This is a genomic window from Halomonas sp. SIMBA_159 (genome assembly GCF_046536035.1).
GTDB classification, from domain to species: domain Bacteria; phylum Pseudomonadota; class Gammaproteobacteria; order Pseudomonadales; family Halomonadaceae; genus Vreelandella; species Vreelandella venusta_A.
In genome coordinates, this window is the sequence record NZ_JAWJBT010000003.1 from 29,170 (window position 1) to 49,128 (window position 19,959).

21 protein-coding genes and 1 riboswitch are annotated in these 19,959 nt (G+C 56.2%); of the genes, 6 read left to right on the forward strand and 15 right to left on the reverse strand.

Translation table 11 applies throughout. From position 1 onward, the window contains the following. The gene (locus tag R0J87_RS02475; RefSeq protein ID WP_062360191.1) at positions 1-426 is read right to left on the reverse strand and encodes a VOC family protein; all 426 of its coding nucleotides are present in this window, start codon (positions 424-426) and stop codon (positions 1-3) included. Between the two features lie 199 nt (positions 427-625). Between R0J87_RS02475 and R0J87_RS02480 the strand changes: the two genes are divergently transcribed. Continuing rightward, positions 626-1,504, forward strand: a complete 879-nt coding sequence (locus R0J87_RS02480) for a LysR family transcriptional regulator (protein WP_498884160.1) — start codon at positions 626-628, stop codon at positions 1,502-1,504. A gap of 47 nt (positions 1,505-1,551) precedes the next feature. Here R0J87_RS02480 and mqo read toward each other — a convergent pair whose 3' ends face one another. Further along, positions 1,552-3,240 carry a malate dehydrogenase (quinone) gene (gene mqo / locus R0J87_RS02485; protein ID WP_498884161.1) on the reverse strand — a complete coding sequence of 563 codons (1,689 nt, stop codon included), beginning with the start codon at positions 3,238-3,240 and terminating at the stop codon, positions 1,552-1,554. Positions 3,241-3,387: 147 nt separating this feature from the next. Between mqo and R0J87_RS02490 the strand changes: the two genes are divergently transcribed. Beyond that, complete coding sequence (locus tag R0J87_RS02490) at positions 3,388-3,600, forward strand: DUF3820 family protein (protein WP_404342832.1); 213 nt, start codon at positions 3,388-3,390, stop codon at positions 3,598-3,600. Positions 3,601-3,621: 21 nt separating this feature from the next. Here the strand turns inward: R0J87_RS02490 and R0J87_RS02495 are convergent, their stop codons facing one another. Then, positions 3,622-3,972, reverse strand: coding sequence for a hypothetical protein (locus R0J87_RS02495; RefSeq protein WP_498884164.1), 351 nt, complete (start codon positions 3,970-3,972; stop codon positions 3,622-3,624). Between the two features lie 124 nt (positions 3,973-4,096). Here R0J87_RS02495 and R0J87_RS02500 point away from each other — a divergent pair, with 124 nt between their 5' ends. Further along, positions 4,097-4,861: a DUF1499 domain-containing protein gene (locus R0J87_RS02500; RefSeq protein WP_498884165.1), complete on the forward strand. Its 765-nt coding sequence runs from the start codon at positions 4,097-4,099 to the stop codon at positions 4,859-4,861. Between the two features lie 13 nt (positions 4,862-4,874). On the opposite strand, the gene R0J87_RS02505 is transcribed toward R0J87_RS02500, so the two are convergent. The 6 genes from R0J87_RS02505 to R0J87_RS02530 all read right to left on the reverse strand — a co-directional run bounded on the left by R0J87_RS02505 (position 4,875) and on the right by R0J87_RS02530 (position 10,901). After that, the gene (locus tag R0J87_RS02505; RefSeq protein WP_498884361.1) at positions 4,875-5,282 is read right to left on the reverse strand and encodes a ribbon-helix-helix domain-containing protein; all 408 of its coding nucleotides are present in this window, start codon (positions 5,280-5,282) and stop codon (positions 4,875-4,877) included. A gap of 91 nt (positions 5,283-5,373) precedes the next feature. Further along, positions 5,374-5,943: a DJ-1/PfpI family protein gene (locus R0J87_RS02510; protein WP_498884167.1), complete on the reverse strand. Its 570-nt coding sequence runs from the start codon at positions 5,941-5,943 to the stop codon at positions 5,374-5,376. Positions 5,944-6,112: 169 nt separating this feature from the next. Continuing rightward, the gene (locus R0J87_RS02515) at positions 6,113-6,739 is read right to left on the reverse strand and encodes an SDR family oxidoreductase (RefSeq protein WP_498884169.1); all 627 of its coding nucleotides are present in this window, start codon (positions 6,737-6,739) and stop codon (positions 6,113-6,115) included. Positions 6,740-6,865: 126 nt separating this feature from the next. Continuing rightward, positions 6,866-8,977 (reverse strand): methyl-accepting chemotaxis protein, encoded by a 2,112-nt coding sequence (locus R0J87_RS02520; RefSeq protein WP_404342842.1) that lies wholly within the window; start codon positions 8,975-8,977, stop codon positions 6,866-6,868. Between the two features lie 51 nt (positions 8,978-9,028). Then, complete coding sequence (locus R0J87_RS02525; protein ID WP_498884171.1) at positions 9,029-10,186, reverse strand: ABC transporter substrate-binding protein; 1,158 nt, start codon at positions 10,184-10,186, stop codon at positions 9,029-9,031. A gap of 103 nt (positions 10,187-10,289) precedes the next feature. Further along, entirely contained in the window at positions 10,290-10,901 is a 612-nt protein-coding gene (locus R0J87_RS02530; protein ID WP_498884173.1) for a flavin reductase family protein, read from the reverse strand. Positions 10,902-11,009: 108 nt separating this feature from the next. On the opposite strand from R0J87_RS02530, the gene arfB reads away from it, so the two are divergent. Together arfB and R0J87_RS02540 are read left to right on the forward strand one after the other, a co-directional pair. Next, positions 11,010-11,426, forward strand: coding sequence for an alternative ribosome rescue aminoacyl-tRNA hydrolase ArfB (gene arfB / locus R0J87_RS02535; RefSeq protein ID WP_404463543.1), 417 nt, complete (start codon positions 11,010-11,012; stop codon positions 11,424-11,426). 48 nt (positions 11,427-11,474) lie between these two features. Further along, on the forward strand, positions 11,475-11,672 hold the full coding sequence (locus R0J87_RS02540) for a DUF1289 domain-containing protein (protein ID WP_498884174.1): 198 nt from the start codon (positions 11,475-11,477) through the stop codon (positions 11,670-11,672). An 11-nt stretch (positions 11,673-11,683) separates the two neighbouring features. Here R0J87_RS02540 and R0J87_RS02545 read toward each other — a convergent pair whose 3' ends face one another. The 3 genes from R0J87_RS02545 to R0J87_RS02555 form a co-directional block, all read right to left on the reverse strand. Further along, entirely contained in the window at positions 11,684-12,727 is a 1,044-nt protein-coding gene (locus tag R0J87_RS02545) for a proline racemase family protein (RefSeq protein ID WP_498884175.1), read from the reverse strand. Between the two features lie 11 nt (positions 12,728-12,738). After that, a complete protein-coding gene (locus tag R0J87_RS02550; RefSeq protein WP_498884177.1) occupies positions 12,739-13,935 on the reverse strand; it encodes an alcohol dehydrogenase catalytic domain-containing protein in 1,197 nt (398 codons plus the stop codon). Positions 13,936-13,998: 63 nt separating this feature from the next. Further along, entirely contained in the window at positions 13,999-14,577 is a 579-nt protein-coding gene (locus R0J87_RS02555) for an NnrU family protein (protein WP_498884363.1), read from the reverse strand. Between the two features lie 228 nt (positions 14,578-14,805). On the opposite strand from R0J87_RS02555, the gene R0J87_RS02560 reads away from it, so the two are divergent. Further along, complete coding sequence (locus tag R0J87_RS02560) at positions 14,806-15,975, forward strand: MFS transporter (protein ID WP_498884179.1); 1,170 nt, start codon at positions 14,806-14,808, stop codon at positions 15,973-15,975. A gap of 8 nt (positions 15,976-15,983) precedes the next feature. Here R0J87_RS02560 and corA read toward each other — a convergent pair whose 3' ends face one another. The 3 genes from corA to R0J87_RS02575 all read right to left on the reverse strand — a co-directional run bounded on the left by corA (position 15,984) and on the right by R0J87_RS02575 (position 19,855). After that, positions 15,984-16,952: a magnesium/cobalt transporter CorA gene (corA, locus tag R0J87_RS02565; protein WP_404342860.1), complete on the reverse strand. Its 969-nt coding sequence runs from the start codon at positions 16,950-16,952 to the stop codon at positions 15,984-15,986. A gap of 17 nt (positions 16,953-16,969) precedes the next feature. After that, on the reverse strand, positions 16,970-18,400 hold the full coding sequence (locus R0J87_RS02570; RefSeq protein WP_498884181.1) for a sensor domain-containing diguanylate cyclase: 1,431 nt from the start codon (positions 18,398-18,400) through the stop codon (positions 16,970-16,972). A 63-nt stretch (positions 18,401-18,463) separates the two neighbouring features. Next, entirely contained in the window at positions 18,464-19,855 is a 1,392-nt protein-coding gene (locus tag R0J87_RS02575; protein ID WP_498884182.1) for an SLC5/6 family protein, read from the reverse strand. Further along, positions 19,845-19,948: riboswitch (TPP riboswitch) on the reverse strand. It overlaps the preceding gene by 11 nt. Positions 19,949-19,959 lie beyond the last annotated feature (11 nt).

Consider the following 19,959-nt stretch of genomic DNA (forward strand, 5'->3'; position numbering starts at 1 on the left):
TTATTTGGCGAAAATCTGACTCTTATCTTGGAAGGCTTTGAACTCTAGCGCATTGCCGCAGGGGTCAAGCAGGAACATGGTGGCCTGCTCGCCCACTTCACCTTTAAAGCGGATGTAAGGCTCAATGATAAAGTCGGTATCGCGCTCTTTTAGACGCGCGGCCAGGGCTTCCCACTCATCCCACTCTAAAATCACGCCAAAATGCGGCACCGGCACGTTGTGGCCATCCACCGGGTTGGTGTGGGCGCTCTCTTGGCCCGGCGTTTTGGGGTGCTCATGAATCACCAGCTGGTGGCCGAAGAAGTTGAAGTCGACCCAATGGTCGCTGGAGCGGCCCTCTTCCAGACCAAACACGTCATTGTAGAAAGTACGCGCCAAGGCAACGTCGTACACTGGAATCGCTAAGTGGAAAGGGGAAAGGCTCATGGAAGTCTCCTGGTATTGCTGTTGTTGAGGAATGTCGCTGGGAATGTCGTTGGGAATGTACTTGTGAATGTATTTGTGAATGGCTAGCGCGTTGCGCTACCACCGTGTCACTATCCTAAAAGGCGTTATGCAAAAATAAAATCAATTGTTTTTTGATGCATTGACAATTTTTATTGATGAATTTAAAGACCCATCGACCATGATTCGCGAACTCAAAACGCTCATCGCCGTGGCTCAGCACGGCACCTTTGCCGCCGCAGGCCAGCGCATTGGCCTAACACAAGCTGCCGTCAGTGCACAGATGAAGCGTTTGGAAGCGGAGCTGGGTGTGGCCCTGTTTGAGCGTAGCGGCCGTGCAGCAGTACTTACCCAGCGTGGCCAAGAAACGCTGCAGCAGGCCCAAGCACTGCTGGCGTTATACGCAACGCTTGGGGAATCCTCATCAGGGCAAGAAGTCGCGACCCGCGTTACCTTAGGCGCAATTGCCTCTATTCAGCGCTCGCTGCTGCCGGAGGTATTGGCGCGCTTTCACCGCCAGTTTCCCGAGTGCCACTCCCGCGTGGTGCCGGGGCTTTCGCTGGCGCTGATGAATCAGGTGGACGCGGGGGAACTGGATATGGCAGTCATTATTCGTCCGCCCTTTTCGCTACACAGCGACCTGCGCTGGCAGCCTCTTGCCCACGAGCCATTTCGCTTACTGGTGCCACGCCAAATGGCCGGTGACGACTGGCGTGAGTTACTCTCCAGCCAACCCTTTGTGCGCTATGACCGCGCCTCGTTTGGCGGCCGCCAGGTTGATCGCTTTTTAAGAGACAATCACTGCCAAGTGCGCGATGTGTGTGAGGTGGACGAGCTGGAAGCGATTGTGCAGCTGGTCGCCAACGGTGTCGGCGTGGCGCTGGTGCCACAGCCGAATGCCATCAAACGCTGGTCTGCGGGTGTGCGTGCCATCGACTTAGCGGAACACACCTTTCATCGCGATATCGGGATCATTCACCGCGCCAGCGGCCAGCTAAGCGAGCCCGCTAAGGCACTGGCGGCGCTGCTCACGCGGGTGGCGCTCCCCGCCGCACACTAAAACGCCAGCCCGAAGGCTGGCGTTGGAAAGCACATCACACGTATGGCTTATGCCTCGGTGATGCTTTCTTCTTCTGTAGTGCTCGGTTCTGCTTCCGACGGCTCATCGGCCTCTTGGCTCGGCTCGCTAGCGGCGTCTGCCTCGTCTTGAACATCGCTCTGCTCAACGCTCTCGGCGGGCAGGTTCATGGGCTCGTCCAACTGAAGCGTTTGCGCCGTGTAGGCACGCACGTCGCTCAACAGCTCGGGGTTGTCTGCCAGTTTCTGACCGTAGGAAGGAATGATATCGGTCAGCGTTGACTGCCACTCATCACTTGCCACTTCAGTGGGGAACACGCGATCCAGTAGGCTGAGCATAATCGACGGCGCGGTAGAAGCCCCCGGCGATGCACCGAGCAGCGCGGACATCGTGCCATCTTGTGAGGTCACCACTTCGGTACCAAACTGCAGCACGCCACCACGCTCGGGGTCGTTTTTGATGATCTGAACGCGCTGGCCCGCCGTCCACAGCTCCCAGTCGTCGCGGCTGGCGTTGGGGTAGTACTCTTGCAGCGCTTCAAAACGGTCATCGTCAGACATTAACACCTGTCCCACGAGATAGCTGACCAGATTAAAGTTATCCAGACCGACTTCCATCATGGGCCAGGTGTTGTCCAGCGTCATGGAGCCAAACAGATCCGTCCAAGAGCCCTCTTTCAAGAACTTACTGGAGAACGTGGCAAAGGGGCCAAAGAACAGCGCAGGCTCGCCATCCAGATAGCGCAAGTCCAGGTGTGGCACGGACATCGGCGGAGAACCCTCACCGGCTTTGCCGTAGGCTTTCACGTCATGCTGCGAGACCACGTCCGGGTTAGTGGTGAAGAGGAACTGGCCACCTACCGGGAAGCCCGCATAGGCCTCTGCTTCAGGAATGCCCGACGCCTGCAGCAGCGGAAGCGCTGCGCCACCGGCACCGATAAATACATAGCGGGCGTCAACGGTGGTCTCTTCACCGCTTTCTAGGTTAGCAATGGTGACTTGCCAAGTGTCGTCATCGTTGCGTTCCAGGTCGCGGACTTCACTGCTTAACCCAAGCGTGAAGTGTTCGCTGCGCGACAGCGCTTCGACCATTTCGCGGGCCTGGGCACCGTAGTTCACTTCTGTGCCCATCTGCATGCGCGTGGCGGCCACCGGGCGGTCGTCGTTCTCACGGCCCGCCATCACCAGCGGCATCCACTCGGCCAGCTCAGCGCGATCCTCTGAGTACTCCATGCCGGCGTAGAGCGGGTTTTGCGTCATGGCATCATAACGCTCGCGCAGGAAGTTGACGTCGTCATCGCCCCATACCACGGCAATGTGCGGCACACTATTGATAAACGAAGAGGGCTCGCCAAGAATATCGTTGTCTACCTGATGCGCCCAAAACTGACGGGAAACTTCAAACTGCTCGGTAACATTGATGGCACGCTGGATCTCAACACGGCCGCTGACATCTGGCGTGTAGTTCATCTCCATAAACGCAGAGTGACCACTACCTGCGTTGTTCCATGCGTTTGAGCTTTCTTGAGCCACTTGGTCAAGACGCTCGTAAAGATGAATATCCCAATCCGGCTCTAACTCTTGCAGGTACGTACCTAAGGTAGCGCTCATAATGCCGCCACCGATCAGTACTACATCGACCGGCTCATCGGCCGCAACCGGCATGGCGGCGAGTGCTAATAGCGGTGAACAAAGTAACAGACTTAAACGTTTTTGCATGTCATGTCCCTGACGATACAGAAATGACGTGCCGGAACAGCAGGTGCCCAGCGTCGAGGGGGGTAAAATTTCGACGAAAGTCTAACAAAGAACCGTGATCACGGGAACATAAAAGAAAACTTAAATGAGAATGAAAGGAATTAACGAATGAAACCAGAAGACCTGGAGACGTTGGTGACGCGTAAAATGCCCTTTGGCAAATATGAAGGCTGGATCATTGCCGATTTGCCGGGCGCCTACCTGAACTGGTTTGCCCGGGAAGGATTTCCCAACGGGGAAATTGGTCAACTGCTGCAACTGATGCATGAAATTGACCATAACGGCTTAAGCGACTTGTTAACGCCGCTGCGCCAGCGCTAATAAGAGTGAGTCACGTGCCCACTAGCGGGCCTGCAGCGCCTGCTCGCGCTCTTCAGCATAGCGGGCACTATGCTGGGCCGGGTCGTTTGGAAACCGGCCAAGCGAGACGGCTTTTTCAAAAAAGCCACTGGCGGGTAAGTCCTCCCCTCGGCGGCTAATCACCAGCGCGGCGATCATCGGCCGCCCGGCTGCTACATCCTCTTTCATTAACTGCTCAAGCGCCTGGGCCACCCGCGCAATGGTGCGCGGTGGGGTCAGCCCTAGGCTGTTAGCAACCTGCTGGTAGGTCATAGGCAGCGTGCTGGCCGGAGCTTGCATGAGGAGTGTGCGTACGTGGTGGGCGAGCACAGCGTTGGCGTCAGATAGACTCATCAGGTCGTTACTCGTTGGTTCAGGCGTGTGGGAGAAAACGTGTGGGAGAAAAATAGCCACGCTACCACATCGCTGGCTATGCTGTGGCCAGACGGATAGTTCCTATCACAGCGAGGAGAGACATATGGTCGATAGACTCAATCAGCAGCGCCGTAAAAGCCGCTGGCCTAAGGCCCTTGCCTGGCTAAGCGTGCTGGCATTCGTGGCGGCGGCGCTATTAATGGCGGGCGCCGGTCCGGCCTACCGCTGGCAGTGGATCGGGTTAGGAGAGGCGTTTAACCTTCTGCGTAACGGCATCTATGCCGCTACGGCCGCGGTCGCACTTAGCGTATTGGTGCTGCTCATTAGTGCGATCACTCGCCGTGGCGGCACGGCGGTCGTGACTATCGGGGTGCTGGTGGTGACCGCCGCCCTGCTCTACATGCCTTGGCAACAGTGGCAGCGCGCCCAGCAGGCCCCGGTGATTCATGACATCACCACTGATACGCAGAACCCACCGGCGTTTGTTGCGCTACGCGAGGAGCGCGAAGCGGCACCCAACGGTTTAGATTACCCAGGCGATGACACCGCCGAACAGCAACGGGCAGCTTACCCGAACGTTCAACCTTTGGTGGTGAATGCTTCCGCCACCACTGTACTCGCCGCCGCTCAAGCAGAAGTCGAAGCGGCAGGCTGGGAAATTGCTGAGATTACCCAAAACCGTTTGGAAGCCACCGCCGTGACCCGCTGGTTTGGCTTTGAGGATGACGTGGTGATCCGCCTAACCGAACAGGGCGACAGCACCCAGGTAGATATGCGTTCCGCATCACGGCTCGGCGCCAGCGATGTGGGCACCAACGCGCTGCGCATTGAGGCGTTTATAAACGCGCTGCGTGATCGGTTGGAGTAGCGTAATAACGACGCTAGTGAACGTGCTTTTTATACGGCTCGCCTTGATGCAACGTAGTTTCACGCAACGTGCTATCACTCAACGCGCTTTCACGGGCAAGAATCTGCTCGGCGTCCAGCTCACCGATGGGTATCGTCACGCTTAGCGGTATATCGCCGCTGAGCTGTAGGGCTTGGTAGCGCAATGCGCACACGCGCAAAAACGAGGTGAAGTTGCCCAGGTCGTGCCCAGCGTCAATCGACTCATGGTAAAGCCGAGTGATCATTTGCGCAGTGTTCATACCATCGCGCTGGGCAATCTCTTCCAGCAGCTGCCAGAAGTAGTTCTCCATCCGCACGCTGGTCACCATGCCATCGATGCGCAACGAGTGGGTGGCGCTGTGCCACAGCGCTGGGTCCGCATCAATAAACAGTTTGCACATGGTCATGACCTCCTCACACGCCTTCTGCCTTCAGCATAGCGGCTGACGCAGTGCGCGCCCAGTAGGGGCGCGCACCCTAATGGGTATGATGCTACTTATTCAGTAACACCATAAACTGCGCCAGCCAAGCGGGATGGGCAGGCCACGCCGGGGCAGTCACAAGATTGCCATCGGTCACCGCGTCGGTAACGTCTATATCCGCAAACCGCCCACCGGCAAGCTCAACTTCTGGCTGGCAAGCCGGATACGCCGAACACTGCTTGCCTTCCAACACCTTGGCAGCGGCCAGCAGCTGAGCACCATGGCAAATCGCCGCCACCGGTTTTTGAGTATCAAAAAAGTGCTTCACCATGGCGAGCACTTCTTTATTGAGGCGCAGGTACTCAGGCGCACGGCCGCCGGGCACGACCAGGGCATCGTAATCCGCCGGGTTGATGCTGGCGAAATCTGCATTTAGCGCAAACCGATGGCCCGGCTTTTCGGTGTAGGTCTGGTCGCCTTCAAAGTCGTGGATCGCGGTGGCAACCGTATCCCCCGAGGCTTTACCGGGGCATACCGCATCAACGCGATGCCCCACCGCTATCAGCGCTTGAAAGGGCACCATGGTTTCATAATCTTCAGTGAAGTCGCCGGTGATCATCAAAATACGTTTACTGCTCATCTCCGTTCTCCTTGTGATTGTCTTAGATGGAGCACGCTCAACGCGTGTAAAAGCAGACTAGCAAGCCGCCTTATTCGATGGGTAGTAAGCCGTTACTACAGACAAAAAACCTTCCACACAGCAAAAAGCCCGCGACGAATGGGCGAGCTTGATCATTTGATGGCATGGGTTATAGCAAAGCGTCGATGGGGCGTTTGCCGTCTAGGAGGGTAATTTCCTGATTGATAAGGTCAGGCGCTTGCACCACGCGTAGCAGGGCATAGGCCACATTGGCACGCGAAATATGGTTCTCCCCCGCTTCCTCTAAGCTGTTGGCAAACTTATGGGTCGGCTCGTCATCGGTGAGTCGGCCTGGCTTGAGAATCACATGGGAGACATCGCTATGACGAAGATGGGCATCGGCGGCGAATTTTGCGGCCATGTAGGGGCGCATTTTCTCTGGCGCTTCTAAGGGCTTTTCGGCACGGATAGCGCTCACCATGATGTAGCGCGACAGCCCGCGCTGGCTTGCGATATCAGCGGCTCGGATAGCGCCAAACAGATCAATCATCAGTGTTTTATCTGGCCCCGTATGAGGGCCTGAGCCAGCGGTAAAGACGACTTGATCACACCCATCAAAGGCATGTTCAAACTCGCCTTCTAAATCGCCCACTACGGCGTTAATACCCCGCTCCTGGAACCAAGCGGCCTGCTCTTCACTGCGCACCATCGCTTTAATTGGCGTGCCCGCTTGCTTGGCGAGCTCACAAAACTGTTTCCCGATTTGACCATTGGCACCAATCACTAGGGTCGTCATATTGCCTCCTTGTCTATCGTGTCTTCTCTATCAGTGTAGGCAGTACGCCTAAAGTTCAACCGTCAATACAAAAACCGCGGGCACCTTTCGGTGCCCGCGGTAAGAACGCAGGACCCACTTCTTGGGTTACGTTAGGCGCGCGTGCTCTTCTCGAGCAGGCAGCGCAGCCTGTTGTCCGGCGCTGTGGCTAACGTGAAAGCGGCTAACCAGCGTGTGCATGTCGCCCGCGCGCTCATCCAGCGTTTGGCTAGCGCTGGAGGCATCCTGAACCAAGCGCGCATTTTGATGCGTTACTTGATCCAGCTGGGAAATCGCCTGGTTAATTTGGTCGATACCCGCCGACTGCTCTTTAGTGGCATCGGCAATTTCGGTGACGTAGCGGGTCACTTCAGAAAGGCTATCGATAATGTCCTGCAAGTGATGGCTGGAGGCGTTCACGAGCTGCTCGCCCTCGCTGACTTTTTTCACGCTGTCGTCGACTAAGTGGCGAATTTGCGCGGCCTCTTCTGCACTGCGGCCCGCCAGCTTGCGCACTTCCTGGGCCACGACGGCAAAGCCACGGCCCTGCTCTCCCGCCCGTGCCGCTTCCACGGAGGCGTTCAGTGCCAGCAGGTTAGTCTGGAAGGCAATATCGTCGATGGCTTTAATGATCGAGGTGATCTTCTCGCTCGCCTGACGAATATCGCTCATGGCAGCCGTCGTGCGTTTGGCTACATCGCCCGCTGAGCGCGCTCGGTCATCCACACTGCCACTGGCGCCTTTCGCTTGGTCAGCGTAGTCAGCGGTCTGTTTTACCGTGGCGGTGATCTGCTCAAGGCTTGAGGCTGTTTCCGCCAGTGAAGCTGCCTGCTGGTCGGTACGCTGGGAGAGGTTTTCATTACCGGCGGCGATCTGACGGCTGCTTGAGGCGATGGCTTCAGCACTCTCGCGAATTTGCGACACCATGCTCTCAAAGGTGTCCATCATGCGGTTAAAGGCCTGCGCCGCCTGCCCTACTTCGTCGTTACGCTGCAACGCGAGGCGCATGGATAAGTCGGCATTTTCGCCCGCCGCACCGCTAATGCTCTCCATCTGGCGGCGCATGGCGACCAGCGGGCCCAGCACGCGAACCAGGGTTCTCCAACCGAAAATCGCCAGCACCACAATCACACCCGCAGTCACCAAAATCAGCAGAGTACGCCCAGCGTTTGCCAACGTTTCGGCTTCCTCACTGGCGCTGGCAGCCTGGGCAACGGTGTAGGCTTCGATGTCACTTAGCGCAGCACGCATTTGAGTTGTTGCGGCCGCCACGTTGGCCAGTGCGGCCTGCACTTGGGCACTCAGGTCCAACTGCTGCTGGCGCAGAGCGTAGACCGAGTCAGCGTCCTCAACCATTAAGCCGTTTAACTCAACAATCACCGCATCGAGTTCGCTAATCAATACGCGCTGTTCGACGGTGGTGCTAGAGGCATCGGCAATCGCTGCCAGAGACTGGCGGGCCAGAGACACTTGCTGGGAAATCTCGTTGCTGCGCAGGTTGACCAACGCATCAATGCTATCCACCTGCATCATTTGCCGCCCTAAATCGGACAGCGTGGCAACCGCCATGCGGGCATTGCCGCTCAGGCGACTAATATCTACCCGGGCGGTGAACATATTATCTAGAATTTGAGTGGGCAACGTGGTGGAGCCCTCTTCACGCCAGGCCTCCATAAGCTCTCGCTGGCGACGCTCTTCACGCACCTGAGCCAGCGCCGTACGGCCCGCAATATCTTCGGCACTGCGCATCACGTTGGTGATGGCCGCTTCCATTTGGGTAATTTGCTCGGCCATCTGAGCCTGCAGGCTCAACGCATCACGACGAACACTCTCCAGCGCCTCATCGCCTGTTAACAGGGCTTGGTATTCGCTATCTAACGCGGTTAATTGCCCAGCAACATCTGTTTGCTCAATACGTGCAAGCCCTGCGCGTGCTTGGCTGTAGCGCGTATCTAGCTCACTGCGAGGTGTGACCTGCTCCAACTCTTGGGCATTACCTACCGCTAGCAAATCGGCATGCCGCTGGCCGAACGCGCCCATCGTCAGCACCATGCTGCGGCTGGCATCCTGAAGCGGCAGTACCTCATCAGTAATAAAATGCTGCACATTAATGAGCCTCTGGTTGGTCATCCAACCGGTGCCCGCCAGCACAATACTGCCCAGCACCGCAGCAGCAAAGAGGCTAATCAGCATCGCGCGGATGCTTATGGTTTTTTTCATTAGAGGTATTCGCTGTGTCAGAGGTAAAGCAAATGAAACGTTAACAACCCGTTACGGCGCTACGCTAGCCCAATCCACCGGCTCGAACTGGCCGTTTCGGATAATAGTGGGCCATACCGCATCGCTTGCCTGGTGGTCATTCGGCCCTAAGGTGAGCGGTTCACCCACGCCAATATCAATACTGCCAAGGCTTAATAAGCCATCCACCACGGCCTCTCGGTCAGGATTACTGCCTGCGGCTTTAACACCCTCGGCGAAAAGTTTGGCGGCCAGGTAACCTTCTAGGGAGATAAAATCGAGCGTTGCGTTCGGGGTGTGCTCTGCCATCGCTTGGCGATACTCTTCAACGGCAGGCAGATCAGCATCTAACGGTGGCACCACTTGAGTAACGATGACCCCTTCCGCTAGTGGGCCCAGCGTCTCTAGCAGTGCTTGGCTACCCACAAAGGAGACATTGAGGAAAATCGTGTCGGGGAGGTCTTGACGCGCTTCACGAATAAAATCGGCGGCAGGGCCAAAGGTGCCGACAATAATCACCGCGCGAGGGGTTACCGGGGCCTGCAAAATAGTGGCTAAGCCCTGGTGAATATTCCGGGTTCCGCGCGTAAAACGGCCATGCACCAGCTGGGAGGTATCCGAGATGCCTTGAGCATTCAGTGCACGAATCGCGCCGTTATAGCCTGCATCGCCGAAGCTGTCATTTTGGGTGAAAAACGCGATCTCTTCTGGCTGTATACCCGCGTCCAGCAGCCCATCAATCATCGTGGCTGTCTCTTGAACATAGCTGGCCCGGTAGTTAATTACATAGCGGTCGGGCGGGGAGCGGCGCAGGATACCGGCTCCGGTAAATGCGCCAAACAGGAGCGTTTTCTCCTGATTGTAAATCGGAATGGTCACCGCGGCGGTGGGTGTCCCGACATTGCCAATCGCCGCCAATAAGTTGTCGTTACCCACCAGTTCACGACTGTACTTAGCAGCCTGCAACGGCGCATATTGGTCATCAAAGGTGGTTAGGCTCAGCGATTGGCCGTTAACGCCTCCTTCCGCATTGAGCTTGGCAAAGTACGTCTCAACGCCCTGCTGCATGCCAATACCTAACGGCGCAGCCCCGCCGCTGGCAGGGGCGACCATCCCCACTTCAAGGTCTGCGTGCGCCAGTGGCGCAACGATTAGACCGGTGGCCATTAGCCATGTTGTAATTCGCCCCATTGATTTACCCTCAGCAGATGATACGTTTTTCTTTTATCGGCCAAAGAATATACGACTTAAGCTGAGCTAGCTTTAAACAGAATGTAATAAAACGTGTCATTGGTTACGCTGGCCGTTGAATGGCAAAACGGTCGGTAATGCGCACGTAGTCGCTACCAGCGAGTCGGCCGATAGGTTGAAGCGCATCCATATCAACATGGCGGCCATCCCATAGGGCATCATCGATATGTACGGCGACGATTTGCACCAATATTAAGCTGCCTGCCAGTGGCCGATTGCCAAAGCGGACCACATCCACTAGTTTGCAACCGAAGGCGACCGGTGCCGCTTTAATACGCGGCACGCGAACGCCTTGCATCGCGGCCTTCTCAAGCCCCGCCAGCGTGAATTCATCCTCTCCACGGGGGAGGCTGGCACTGGTGGTATTAAGCGCTTCCACTAGTCCTTCAGTGCCCACGTGCACCACGCACTCTTCGACTTCCTCTAAATTCAGCAGCGTGTCTTTGGGCTGAGCGCTGCCATCCAGAAGCGGTGAGAACGCCAGAATAGGCGGATCAATACTGGCCACGTTAAAAAACGAGAATGGGGCTAGGTTGGTGTTTCCGCGTTTGTCCTGGGTAGCGACCCAGGCAATAGGACGAGGACATACGCTGCCCGATAGCAGGCGGTAGAGAGTTCCCGAACTCAGCGGTGATTGTTCTAATAGGGCATCCATGGGCGCTCCTTATCTTGTGGTGGAGAGATGTTCCTTAATAGGCCGCCGCAGCCTGCTCACTGTCAAGTGTGTTAGCCTTATAGACTCATTGGGATACCAGGGAATTGAATGCTCACTATTTCTAATAGCGTTAGCCTTGCCGACTGGGAAATCGATATTAGCCAAATTCGCGCGCAGGGCGCAGGCGGTCAGAACGTGAATAAAGTCGCCTCTGCCGTACATCTGCGTTTTGATATTCAGCGCTCAACGCTGCCGCCTGTTTACAAAGAGCGCTTAATGGCCCTCTCTGACCAGCGCATCAGCAAAGAGGGCGTGGTGATTATTAAAGCTCAGAGCTATCGCACGCTTGAGCTGAACAAAGAGGATGCACTAAAGCGCCTGCAAGTCTTGCTTCAAAGCGTAGCGAAACAGCCCAAAGCGCGCCGCCCTACTAAGCCTACCAAAGGCTCTCAGCGCCGCCGTGTGGATCATAAAACCCGCAAAGGCAAAATTAAGTCGCTGCGTGGTAAAGTACCGGTGGGCTAAGGTTTATCCTGCTCTTAATATTCTTCCATGCCTAACACAGTGACCCAAATGCCAACGTCTCCTCGTCCGCTATCGCCCTGTATTCACGTCTGCCAAATAGAGCCAAGCACTCAGATTTGCCAGGGCTGTGGACGTACGCTGGATGAAATCGCCTGCTGGGGAAACATGACCGAGGCCGAGAAGGCCCCGGTATGGGAACGTATTGAGCAACAAGGCTATGTGGACGCAGGGACCACCACCCGCTAAGCCCAGCGGTGTTACTCGCTATGACGGTCGCTCAGAATGTGATGCAGCTCGCCGCAGGTGACCATTGGGTCGTCGCAGTTAATCACAATCTTCGACTCTGCCAGCACGTAGCTTCGCCCGGTAATGGTGTTTTCCACCACTTGGTAGGCACCTTCCTGATGCGTTCCGGTAAACGTGCCAATAAAACCAGTCTCCCTTAGCGATACCGTTTCCAGTTTGTCGCCTAGGTTTAACCGTCCTTCATAGTTCATCAGCGCCAGCCGCGCCGACGTGCCGGTACCCGTAGTGCTGCGGCAGATAACGCCAGGATGCACATAGGTCGTGGAACGCGAACGGATGTAGCCTTCCGCTACCTGCTCTTCTGGCCCCATAAAGTGCAGAAACGGCAGCGGCCCCACATCGCCCAGGGTGTAGTGGGAGAAGCCACGCTGAGCTTGGATCGCCTCAACGATTTTGTGAGCACAGGCGGCTAGCGCTTGCTCTTCGTCGCGTACCAGCTTAAAGCCCAAAGCCTCGGCATCGACCAAGGCGTAAAAACCACCGCTGTAGGCGACTGAGTAAGTCACCTCGCCAATGCCCGGCACGTGAAGGGTGTCTCGATAGGTATCGATATAGCTGGGCAAGCCTTCGCAGGTGACCGATTCGACCACCCCGTTACGTACGCGGGCTTCGATTTGCACCAGGCCCGCCGGGGCTTCCAGTTTAAAGCGTTGAATACCCTCTTGCTTTGGCACGATGCCCGTTTCCAGCACAGCAGTGGCGGTACACAGCGTGTTAGAACCCGAATAAATCGGGTAGCCCATCACTTCCATAATGATGTAACCGGCCACCGCTTCTGGGTCGGTGGCGGGCACCAGGAGATCCACTGACATCTCTGGAATGCCGTAGGGCTCTTCCAGCAGCAAGCGCCTAAGGCCATCGGCATCGTCACGCAGGTACTCCATCTTCTGTCGCACCGTGGCACCGGGCAGCGCATCGATACCGCCGGTGACGATGCGGCTAACATCGCCGCCCGCATGCGTGTCCAACAATTGAATCGTATGAAGATTTTTCACTCACCCGGCTCCTAGGCAGTGGTAATGGCAAACGGGGCTCCGTGGGTGTCCCACTGAGCATCGGGGACAATAACGATTTTCCCCAGATAGTTACTGCCCCGGTTCACGAAGTAGCGCTCGGCCTGATGCAAGTCAGAGAGTTTGAACGCCCCATGCAGCACCGGCTTCAGCTCACCGCTGCGAATCCAGGCGATCAGTTGCTCTGCCTCTTCGCGGGTACCGTGGGAGACACCGAAGATTTGCACCTGATAGAGGTAAATACGCGTCCACATGATCTCGCTAAGATTGCCGCCGCTAGCACCGGCAATGGAGAGCCGCGGGTAGGTGCTACGCCTGCGCATATCGCCAATCATGGTGTCGATAAACAGGTCGGTCATTTCACCGCCGACGAGATCCATCACAGCACCAATGGCTTGGCCGTTGGTTGCTGCCAACACACGCTCGACAAACGTCGGTAGGTCACCACGGTCGATCACCGCTTCTGCGCCCAGCGCACGCAGCGCTTCGGCTTTATCGAGCTGGCTGACGGCATAGGGAATGGCGCCCACAATGCGGCACAGCTGAATCAGTGCAGTGCCCACCCCACCGCTGGCACCACTGACGAGCACTCGCTCGCCAGCGCACACATTAGCGGCGGTCATCATATGGTAAGCCGTTTGATAAGAGCACATGCCCATGGCGGCAAGCTCCGCATCGTGCAGCTCGGGATTCGCCACGTGGTGGAACTGGTCGGCTGGCACCGCCACGTACTCGGCGTAGCCGCCATCGGCCCCATGGCCGTAGTAGTCCGGCGTCAGGTTAATATCGCGACGCTCATCCGCATACAGATTGAAATCCAACAGGCCGCGCTCGCCTATACGCTGCGCGTCCACACCCTCACCGACGGCGACGATCCTTCCCGCCACATCAGCTCCTTGGATACGGGGAAACGTCAGCGTCGGCGAGCCGCCCATCGCAAACGAGGTCACCTCCTCTTTGCCCTTGGTAGGGTACAGCCCTTCACGCGCTTTACGGTCGGTGTTGTTCTTTGCCGTGGCTGTTACTTGCACTAGCACCTGACCAGGGCCGGGCGTTGGAGTAGGTACATCGTCACGATACTGAAGTGCGTCCACATCACCGTGGCCAGTTAACAGCATGGCCGACATCGTGGTGGGGATGGGCATGGCAGCCGTCGTGGGTGTGTCTGCGCGATTTTCCGTATGGGCCATGGGTTGGCTCCTTATCGGTACATAAGCCGCGACAATAACAAACGCCCGGCGAGGTTCAAGGGACTAGCCAAACACAGGCACACCGATGATGACCTGGTGCAGGTAGAACGCGAACAGCCCATAGGCCACAAGACCGATGGCAACCGTTGCCAATGTGGCTGGCAGCGAGGTGGCTTGAGGCGCAGAGGGTTGCTGGCGGCTACGCTGCTTGGCAGCTTTAAACGCCAAAATGGCCCAGACGAGAAACGCTGCAAAAAAGAGGATATCGCCCAGCCGCCCGTTCACTATCAGGTGGGCAAACGCCCAGACTTTGACGGCCAGCATCATCGGGTGGCCCAGCTTGGCTTTAATCGCGTTACCCGGCACGTAGGCCGCCGCCAGCATAATAAATGCAGGCAGCATCAACAGCGCTACCGCATGGCGCAACCCCATCGGCGGAAACCAGATATTAATAGGGTCTAAGCGTGTTTGCCCGTAGCCGTAAATCGCGATAGCAAGCCCCACTACGGCGACTACGGAGTAAGCTACTTTCCAGGTGCCTTCGCCGCGTGCGGCGATCTGCTGCTGACGCCAGGATTCCGCAAAAATACGTACCGAGTGCCCGCCAAGAAATATCAGCAGGCCTAAGATCATCATGGTCATGGTGTTCACTCTCTGGTGAGTTGCAAGTCGTTGGTCGAGTGCGAGCATGCCACACTCCTCGGCAAACCACATGGCAGAGCGTCAACTTTTCGCCAATGGTGATGCGCTTAAAAAGAAGCCAAGCTAGTCAATGAAGGATGCGTTTCTATGCATGTTGAGCGCTAGGTTTGCATCCTGGGTGATACACACGCTTAACACATCCGCTCTCAGTCCCTGCCAAGGAACGGTATGCTTCACTTCACTTCTGCGTATCATCGCCGCCTGACCTGGTCCTATTTTGGACTTTTTATCGCCATCGGTATGACGGGCGGGCTATTAGGCCCTGCGCTACCGCATTTAGCGCAGGCAAGCGGCTCGTCCATGAGCCAGATTGCGATCCTATTTACTGCCCGAGCGGTGGGTAATATGAGCGGTGCTATCGTGACGGGCCTCTTGATGGACCGCTTTAATGGCCACCGAGTGCTGTTAATGATGGGGGGCCTTGCGGTCGCGGGGCTGGCGGTTGCGCCACTTAGTCCTCTTCTGGTGCTACTCACACTGCTGTTTATGTTATTGGGGTTTGCAGAAGTCTCCTTAAATGCAGGCGGCAATACCCTGCTACTCTGGCTTCACCGCGATGCCGCCGGCCCTAACGTGAGCGCTCTGCACTTCTGTTTTAGCTTTGGCAATATGCTTACACCGCTCATCATGATTGCCGCGCTTTCGCTCACCGGGCAGTTTCAGCTCACCTTTTGGATTGTTGGATTAAGCTTGGTCGCGATGCTGTGGCCGCTTTCACGCTTTGCCAGCCCTACAATGGCTGCCGTAGACACAAGCCAGGACGACACCCTTACACACGTAAAACATCGCGACCCGTGGCTATTGGGCCTTTTTATGCTGCTATTTGCGGTGTATGTCGGTATCGAAATTACCTTTGCAGGCTGGGTAACGGCCTACGGAACGCTCTCAGGACTGACTAATGAGCAGGCGGCACTGTTGGCCACGCTGTTTTGGCTGGCACTGTCCGCGGGCCGATTAATGGCCATTCCGCTGCTACGTATTTGCTCGCCTTGGCAAGTGCTTACCGGTTGTTTAGCCCTAGGATTGAGCGCCTCAGCGGGGCTGCACGCTCATTGGCTGCCGTTAAGCGTGGGGGCGCTGCTATTTGGGCTATCGGCGTCTGCCTTTTTCCCGACCCTTTTCGCTCTGTGCAATCAATCTATTGTGATGCTGGGGCGCACCACCGGCGCGATTTTTACCGCAGCCGGGTGCGGTGCGCTAATTATTCCCTCGTTGACGGGCCCGCTGCTGGATATCGTTGGGGCCCGTGCTTTCCCTATTTTATTAGCCACCCTATGGCTATGCATTGCATTGGGTCTTTGCCTGCTTGCGTTTCGCTTACGCCAGTTGGCGAGCTAACAAGGGCTTTAAAACCAGTCTTTGCGTTTAAACAACCAGATTAAAATAGCGCCAATACCCAGCATGGCACCCCAAACGAAGAAGTAGCCATACTGATAGCTCAGCTCGGGCATGTACTCAAAGTTCATGCCGTAAATACCGGCAATAAACGTCAGCGGGACAAAAATCGCGGTAATCACCGTCAATACGCGCATGGTGATATTTAACTGGTGAGACGAAATAGAGATGTAGCCATCCACCAAGTCACCGCAAATATCGTAGTACATTTGCGTCAATGTATAGAGACGTTCAAAACGCTCTTCTACATCGGTAATTGCATGGAGCGTTTCGCTCTCTCCTCGGGGGAGATGGGCGTAGTCATAAGCCGTTAGCTCTTGCGTAATACCTTTATGGTAGCTAAAGATGCGGCGCATTTTCACCAACCGTGAACGATAAGTGGTGATCTTGCGCATTAACACATCGTTGCCATTTTCAAGCAGCTCGTCTTCGAGATCGCTTAACTCCGTCTCAAACTCCAGCAGGCTATCAATGTAAAAGCCAGCCGAGGTGTACATCACTTTTAGGGCCACTTGCTCGGGCGACTGCGATAACAGGTCTTTGCCATGCTCACTAAACAAGCGCTCAATACTGAGCGCTTCACCCGGGTGTAACGTGACTAAGAATCGCTCGCCAATAAAAAAGCAGATTTGCTGAGGCACAAAGTTGAGCTGGGCATCAAAGGAGGAAATGCCGCGATAAATGATCAGCGTATGATGTTCAAACTCTTCAATTTTAGGCGGGTGACGCTCTTTATGGGCATCTTGAATAGCCATGGGATGGCAATCAAACCGCTCGAGCACCTCGCGCTCGTAGGACTCACTCTCCCCTTTCATATCCACCCACAGGTGGGCAGTCGGCATAGTTTTCCATTCATCGATCAGGCTTACATCGCCCTCACGTACGTCGCCTTCTGGCGTCGTTAATATGCAACGAATCATTATCGTCCTTGGGTTCGTTAAGGGTTAGAAGTGATATCTGCCGGACGCGCTAACTCAATGCGTGCTTTACCCGCCCGCTTGGCAACGTACATAGCCACATCCGCGCGCTTTATGAGTTCATGCGCCGTTTCAGCCGCATCCGGAACAAACAACGCCACCCCAATGCTGGTGCTGACCTGTAATACAGCGCTGCCCACCTGCAGCGGCTGCTCAAGAACATGTATAAGCTTCTGCGCCAGCGGCTCTAGCGCGTCTTCAGTTACCCCTTCTAGCAGCACGACAAATTCATCGCCTGCCCAACGGGCAACAAAATCCGTCTCTCGCACCGCTTGCTGCAAGCGTTTGGCCACATCGCGCAGCAGCTCGTCCCCCATAGCGTGGCCATGCTGATCATTGATACGTTTGAATCCGTCTAAATCCAAAAACAGTACCGCTAGCGGGTTTAACGTTCGCCGTACGCGTGCCATTGCCTCTGGCAGCCGCTCGTCTAGGGCGCGGCGATTCGGCAGCCGCGTCAATACGTCTTCACGGGCCTGCTGGTCGCGCAAGCGCTCTAGCTGCTGGCGCTCGGTAATATCGTGAATAAATAGGCTGCGCCGTACTCGACCATGAAGCTCATAACTTTTCAGGCGTACTTCTACCGGCAAGCGAACGCCGTCGCGACGCGTTGCATCACAGGTAATGAGTGTGGATTTATCTGGATAAGATAACCCTTCGGGAAACATCAGCGCGGTTAGCGGGCGGGTTAGGGCCTCCTGGCGGCGCCAACCAAACATGCTCTCTGCGGCACGATTCCAATCGAGCACCCGCCCTTGAGCATCAATACTCAGGTAAGCATCGTAGGCAGACTCAATCACCAGATTGAGCTCACGCGTTCGCCGTTCTATCTGCTGTTCGAGACTTCGATGAAGTGCCGACAGCGCTTCTTGGGTGGCGGTACTGATTTTTTGCTCTTTGATGAGCCGCTCGCGCAGGTGGATTTCGCCAATCACAATGTCGGCTAAATCCTGCATCGCAGCCTGTTCATACGAGCTTAGCTGGCGCGGCTGACTGTCCATCGCGCATAGCGACCCCAGCACCAAACCTTGAGAATTGCGTAGCGGTATTCCAACGTAAAAACGGATGCCACCCGGTTTCGTCACATACGGATTCGTAGCGAAGCGCTCATCTTGCTTGGCGTCTTCTACCACCAATGGCGCTGCTTCCAACACGGTGTAGGCACAAAACGCTACATCACGTGATGTTTCTGAGATATCAACGCCCACCTGCGACTTAAACCACTGACGGTCGGCATCAATTAGGCTAATGGTAGATTGGGGAACGCCGAGCAGTACCGTTACCAAGCGCGTAATGCGATCGAAAACAGGCTCATTGGGCGTATCTAGCAATGCCAGCTCGTTAAGCGCGGCTAAACGAGCGTTTTCGTCAGGCGGTAACAGGTGGCTCATGGTGATCGCACCCACAATAGTAGTTAACCAGCTGACAGCATAACGCGAAACGAGGCTTCCTGCTTAACGCCTTGATTCTTCGGTAAGTGAACGGCGAGCCACGGCAAACGCCATCAGCACACTCACCACGCTCGATAGCAGTAACGCCCCCACAAAGGGGCCTAAGGTAGGAATACTGCTGGGGAAGCTGGCTGCGGTCATACCGGCTAATAAACTCCCTTGACTCACCCAACCGGGCAGCACCGCCCCTAAAAACCCTGCCAATCCACCGCTGATCGCCGCCAAGGGCGTCATACGCTTCCACAGGCCGAGCAGCACCGGCACCACAATGGCGGCACATAACAAGTCAGCAATTAGAAATAGCCGCAGTACCGATATGCCTTGTAAGGCAATCACGATCACCGGCACCATCAGCGCCACGGTTATCCAGCGAGCTTTATTAAGCGCACGGGTATCGTCACCACTGGCCCACAGCGAGGCGATGCCGTTTTGGAGCGTATCAACACTGGAGGTTACCAGAGTGACAGCCAGCACCAGCGCAGGCAGTGTTATCCAGATAGGCGCATCGCTTAATAGGGCAAAAAATGGCATCGGTGGCTCACCCAGGCTCACGCCACTCATCGCAGCCATGATACCCACGCCACCAATTACCATAATGACAAGCACCGTCATGCCGCCACCCAGCCAGGCACCTTTACCCAGGCTTGCGCTATCTTTGGCTGCCCACACGCGCTGCCAGTAGCCTTGATGAAACAGGTTGGCGGCCGTCACCGCAATCACCAGGGTTAACGCCACGCTGAGCGAACTACCCAATGGTAATGACGGTAGCACCGCATTGTTGGGCATTGTCGGTAGCCGCCACAACGTCACGCTAGCGACTGCCAATAACAAGGCTAATAGTAACCAGGCCTGCCAACGGTCGGTGGCCAAGCTAGCGCGCAGCCCGCCCAGCACGGTGTACAGCAATGTAGTCATCGCAACGCTGATGATCACCAGCGCAGGCGGCACATCGGATAGCAGCGCTGTAATGGCACCAATGGCCGTTAGCTCTGCGGCTAAAAAGCAGCCCATGTAAGCAACGGAGATCAGCGCCACAAAACGGCGCACACCGGTGCCATAACAGGCTTGCGCAAACTCGGCGATGCTTCGCCCTTCAGGCAGCGCTTGGCGTATTTTGGGCCCATAAAGCCCCAGCACAATAAACGGAAGCGCCGAACCAAGGGCATAGCCCAGTAGCGCTACCGGGCCCACAAAGGCACCAATTTCCGGCGGGGCAAAGAGAATCCACGCGCCCATGCCGGACGCTAGAAAGGACAGCCCGAGAGTAGACGCCGTTTGCGAGTTGCGCGCGGTGACGTAGTCATCCAGAGAACCTCCTCCAAACCGTGCCCGGAGGCCTAAAAAAGCGAAGCAGCATAATGCTGCGCCAAGTACCACAGTCGTTAGGTAAGGCATGTCGCACTTCCTCCGCCGGTACAAACCGGATCAGGTTCCAGGGTCTGCGAAATGCGCATTCTCAGCCCGTTTTGGGCTCCCCTGGCGACAGTGAATGAGAGCGC

Coding starts and splice junctions, on each gene's coding strand:
- R0J87_RS02475 (WP_062360191.1), bottom strand. CDS start 426: ATGAGCCTTTCCCCTTTCCACTTAGCGATTCCAGTGTACGACGTTGCC.
- R0J87_RS02480 (WP_498884160.1), top strand. CDS start 626: ATGATTCGCGAACTCAAAACGCTCATCGCCGTGGCTCAGCACGGCACC.
- mqo (WP_498884161.1), bottom strand. CDS start 3,240: ATGCAAAAACGTTTAAGTCTGTTACTTTGTTCACCGCTATTAGCACTC.
- R0J87_RS02490 (WP_404342832.1), top strand. CDS start 3,388: ATGAAACCAGAAGACCTGGAGACGTTGGTGACGCGTAAAATGCCCTTT.
- R0J87_RS02495 (WP_498884164.1), bottom strand. CDS start 3,972: ATGAGTCTATCTGACGCCAACGCTGTGCTCGCCCACCACGTACGCACA.
- R0J87_RS02500 (WP_498884165.1), top strand. CDS start 4,097: ATGGTCGATAGACTCAATCAGCAGCGCCGTAAAAGCCGCTGGCCTAAG.
- R0J87_RS02505 (WP_498884361.1), bottom strand. CDS start 5,282: ATGTGCAAACTGTTTATTGATGCGGACCCAGCGCTGTGGCACAGCGCC.
- R0J87_RS02510 (WP_498884167.1), bottom strand. CDS start 5,943: ATGAGCAGTAAACGTATTTTGATGATCACCGGCGACTTCACTGAAGAT.
- R0J87_RS02515 (WP_498884169.1), bottom strand. CDS start 6,739: ATGACGACCCTAGTGATTGGTGCCAATGGTCAAATCGGGAAACAGTTT.
- R0J87_RS02520 (WP_404342842.1), bottom strand. CDS start 8,977: ATGAAAAAAACCATAAGCATCCGCGCGATGCTGATTAGCCTCTTTGCT.
- R0J87_RS02525 (WP_498884171.1), bottom strand. CDS start 10,186: ATGGGGCGAATTACAACATGGCTAATGGCCACCGGTCTAATCGTTGCG.
- R0J87_RS02530 (WP_498884173.1), bottom strand. CDS start 10,901: ATGGATGCCCTATTAGAACAATCACCGCTGAGTTCGGGAACTCTCTAC.
- arfB (WP_404463543.1), top strand. CDS start 11,010: ATGCTCACTATTTCTAATAGCGTTAGCCTTGCCGACTGGGAAATCGAT.
- R0J87_RS02540 (WP_498884174.1), top strand. CDS start 11,475: ATGCCAACGTCTCCTCGTCCGCTATCGCCCTGTATTCACGTCTGCCAA.
- R0J87_RS02550 (WP_498884177.1), bottom strand. CDS start 13,935: ATGGCCCATACGGAAAATCGCGCAGACACACCCACGACGGCTGCCATG.
- R0J87_RS02555 (WP_498884363.1), bottom strand. CDS start 14,577: ATGACCATGATGATCTTAGGCCTGCTGATATTTCTTGGCGGGCACTCG.
- R0J87_RS02560 (WP_498884179.1), top strand. CDS start 14,806: ATGCTTCACTTCACTTCTGCGTATCATCGCCGCCTGACCTGGTCCTAT.
- corA (WP_404342860.1), bottom strand. CDS start 16,952: ATGATTCGTTGCATATTAACGACGCCAGAAGGCGACGTACGTGAGGGC.
- R0J87_RS02570 (WP_498884181.1), bottom strand. CDS start 18,400: ATGAGCCACCTGTTACCGCCTGACGAAAACGCTCGTTTAGCCGCGCTT.
- R0J87_RS02575 (WP_498884182.1), bottom strand. CDS start 19,855: ATGCCTTACCTAACGACTGTGGTACTTGGCGCAGCATTATGCTGCTTC.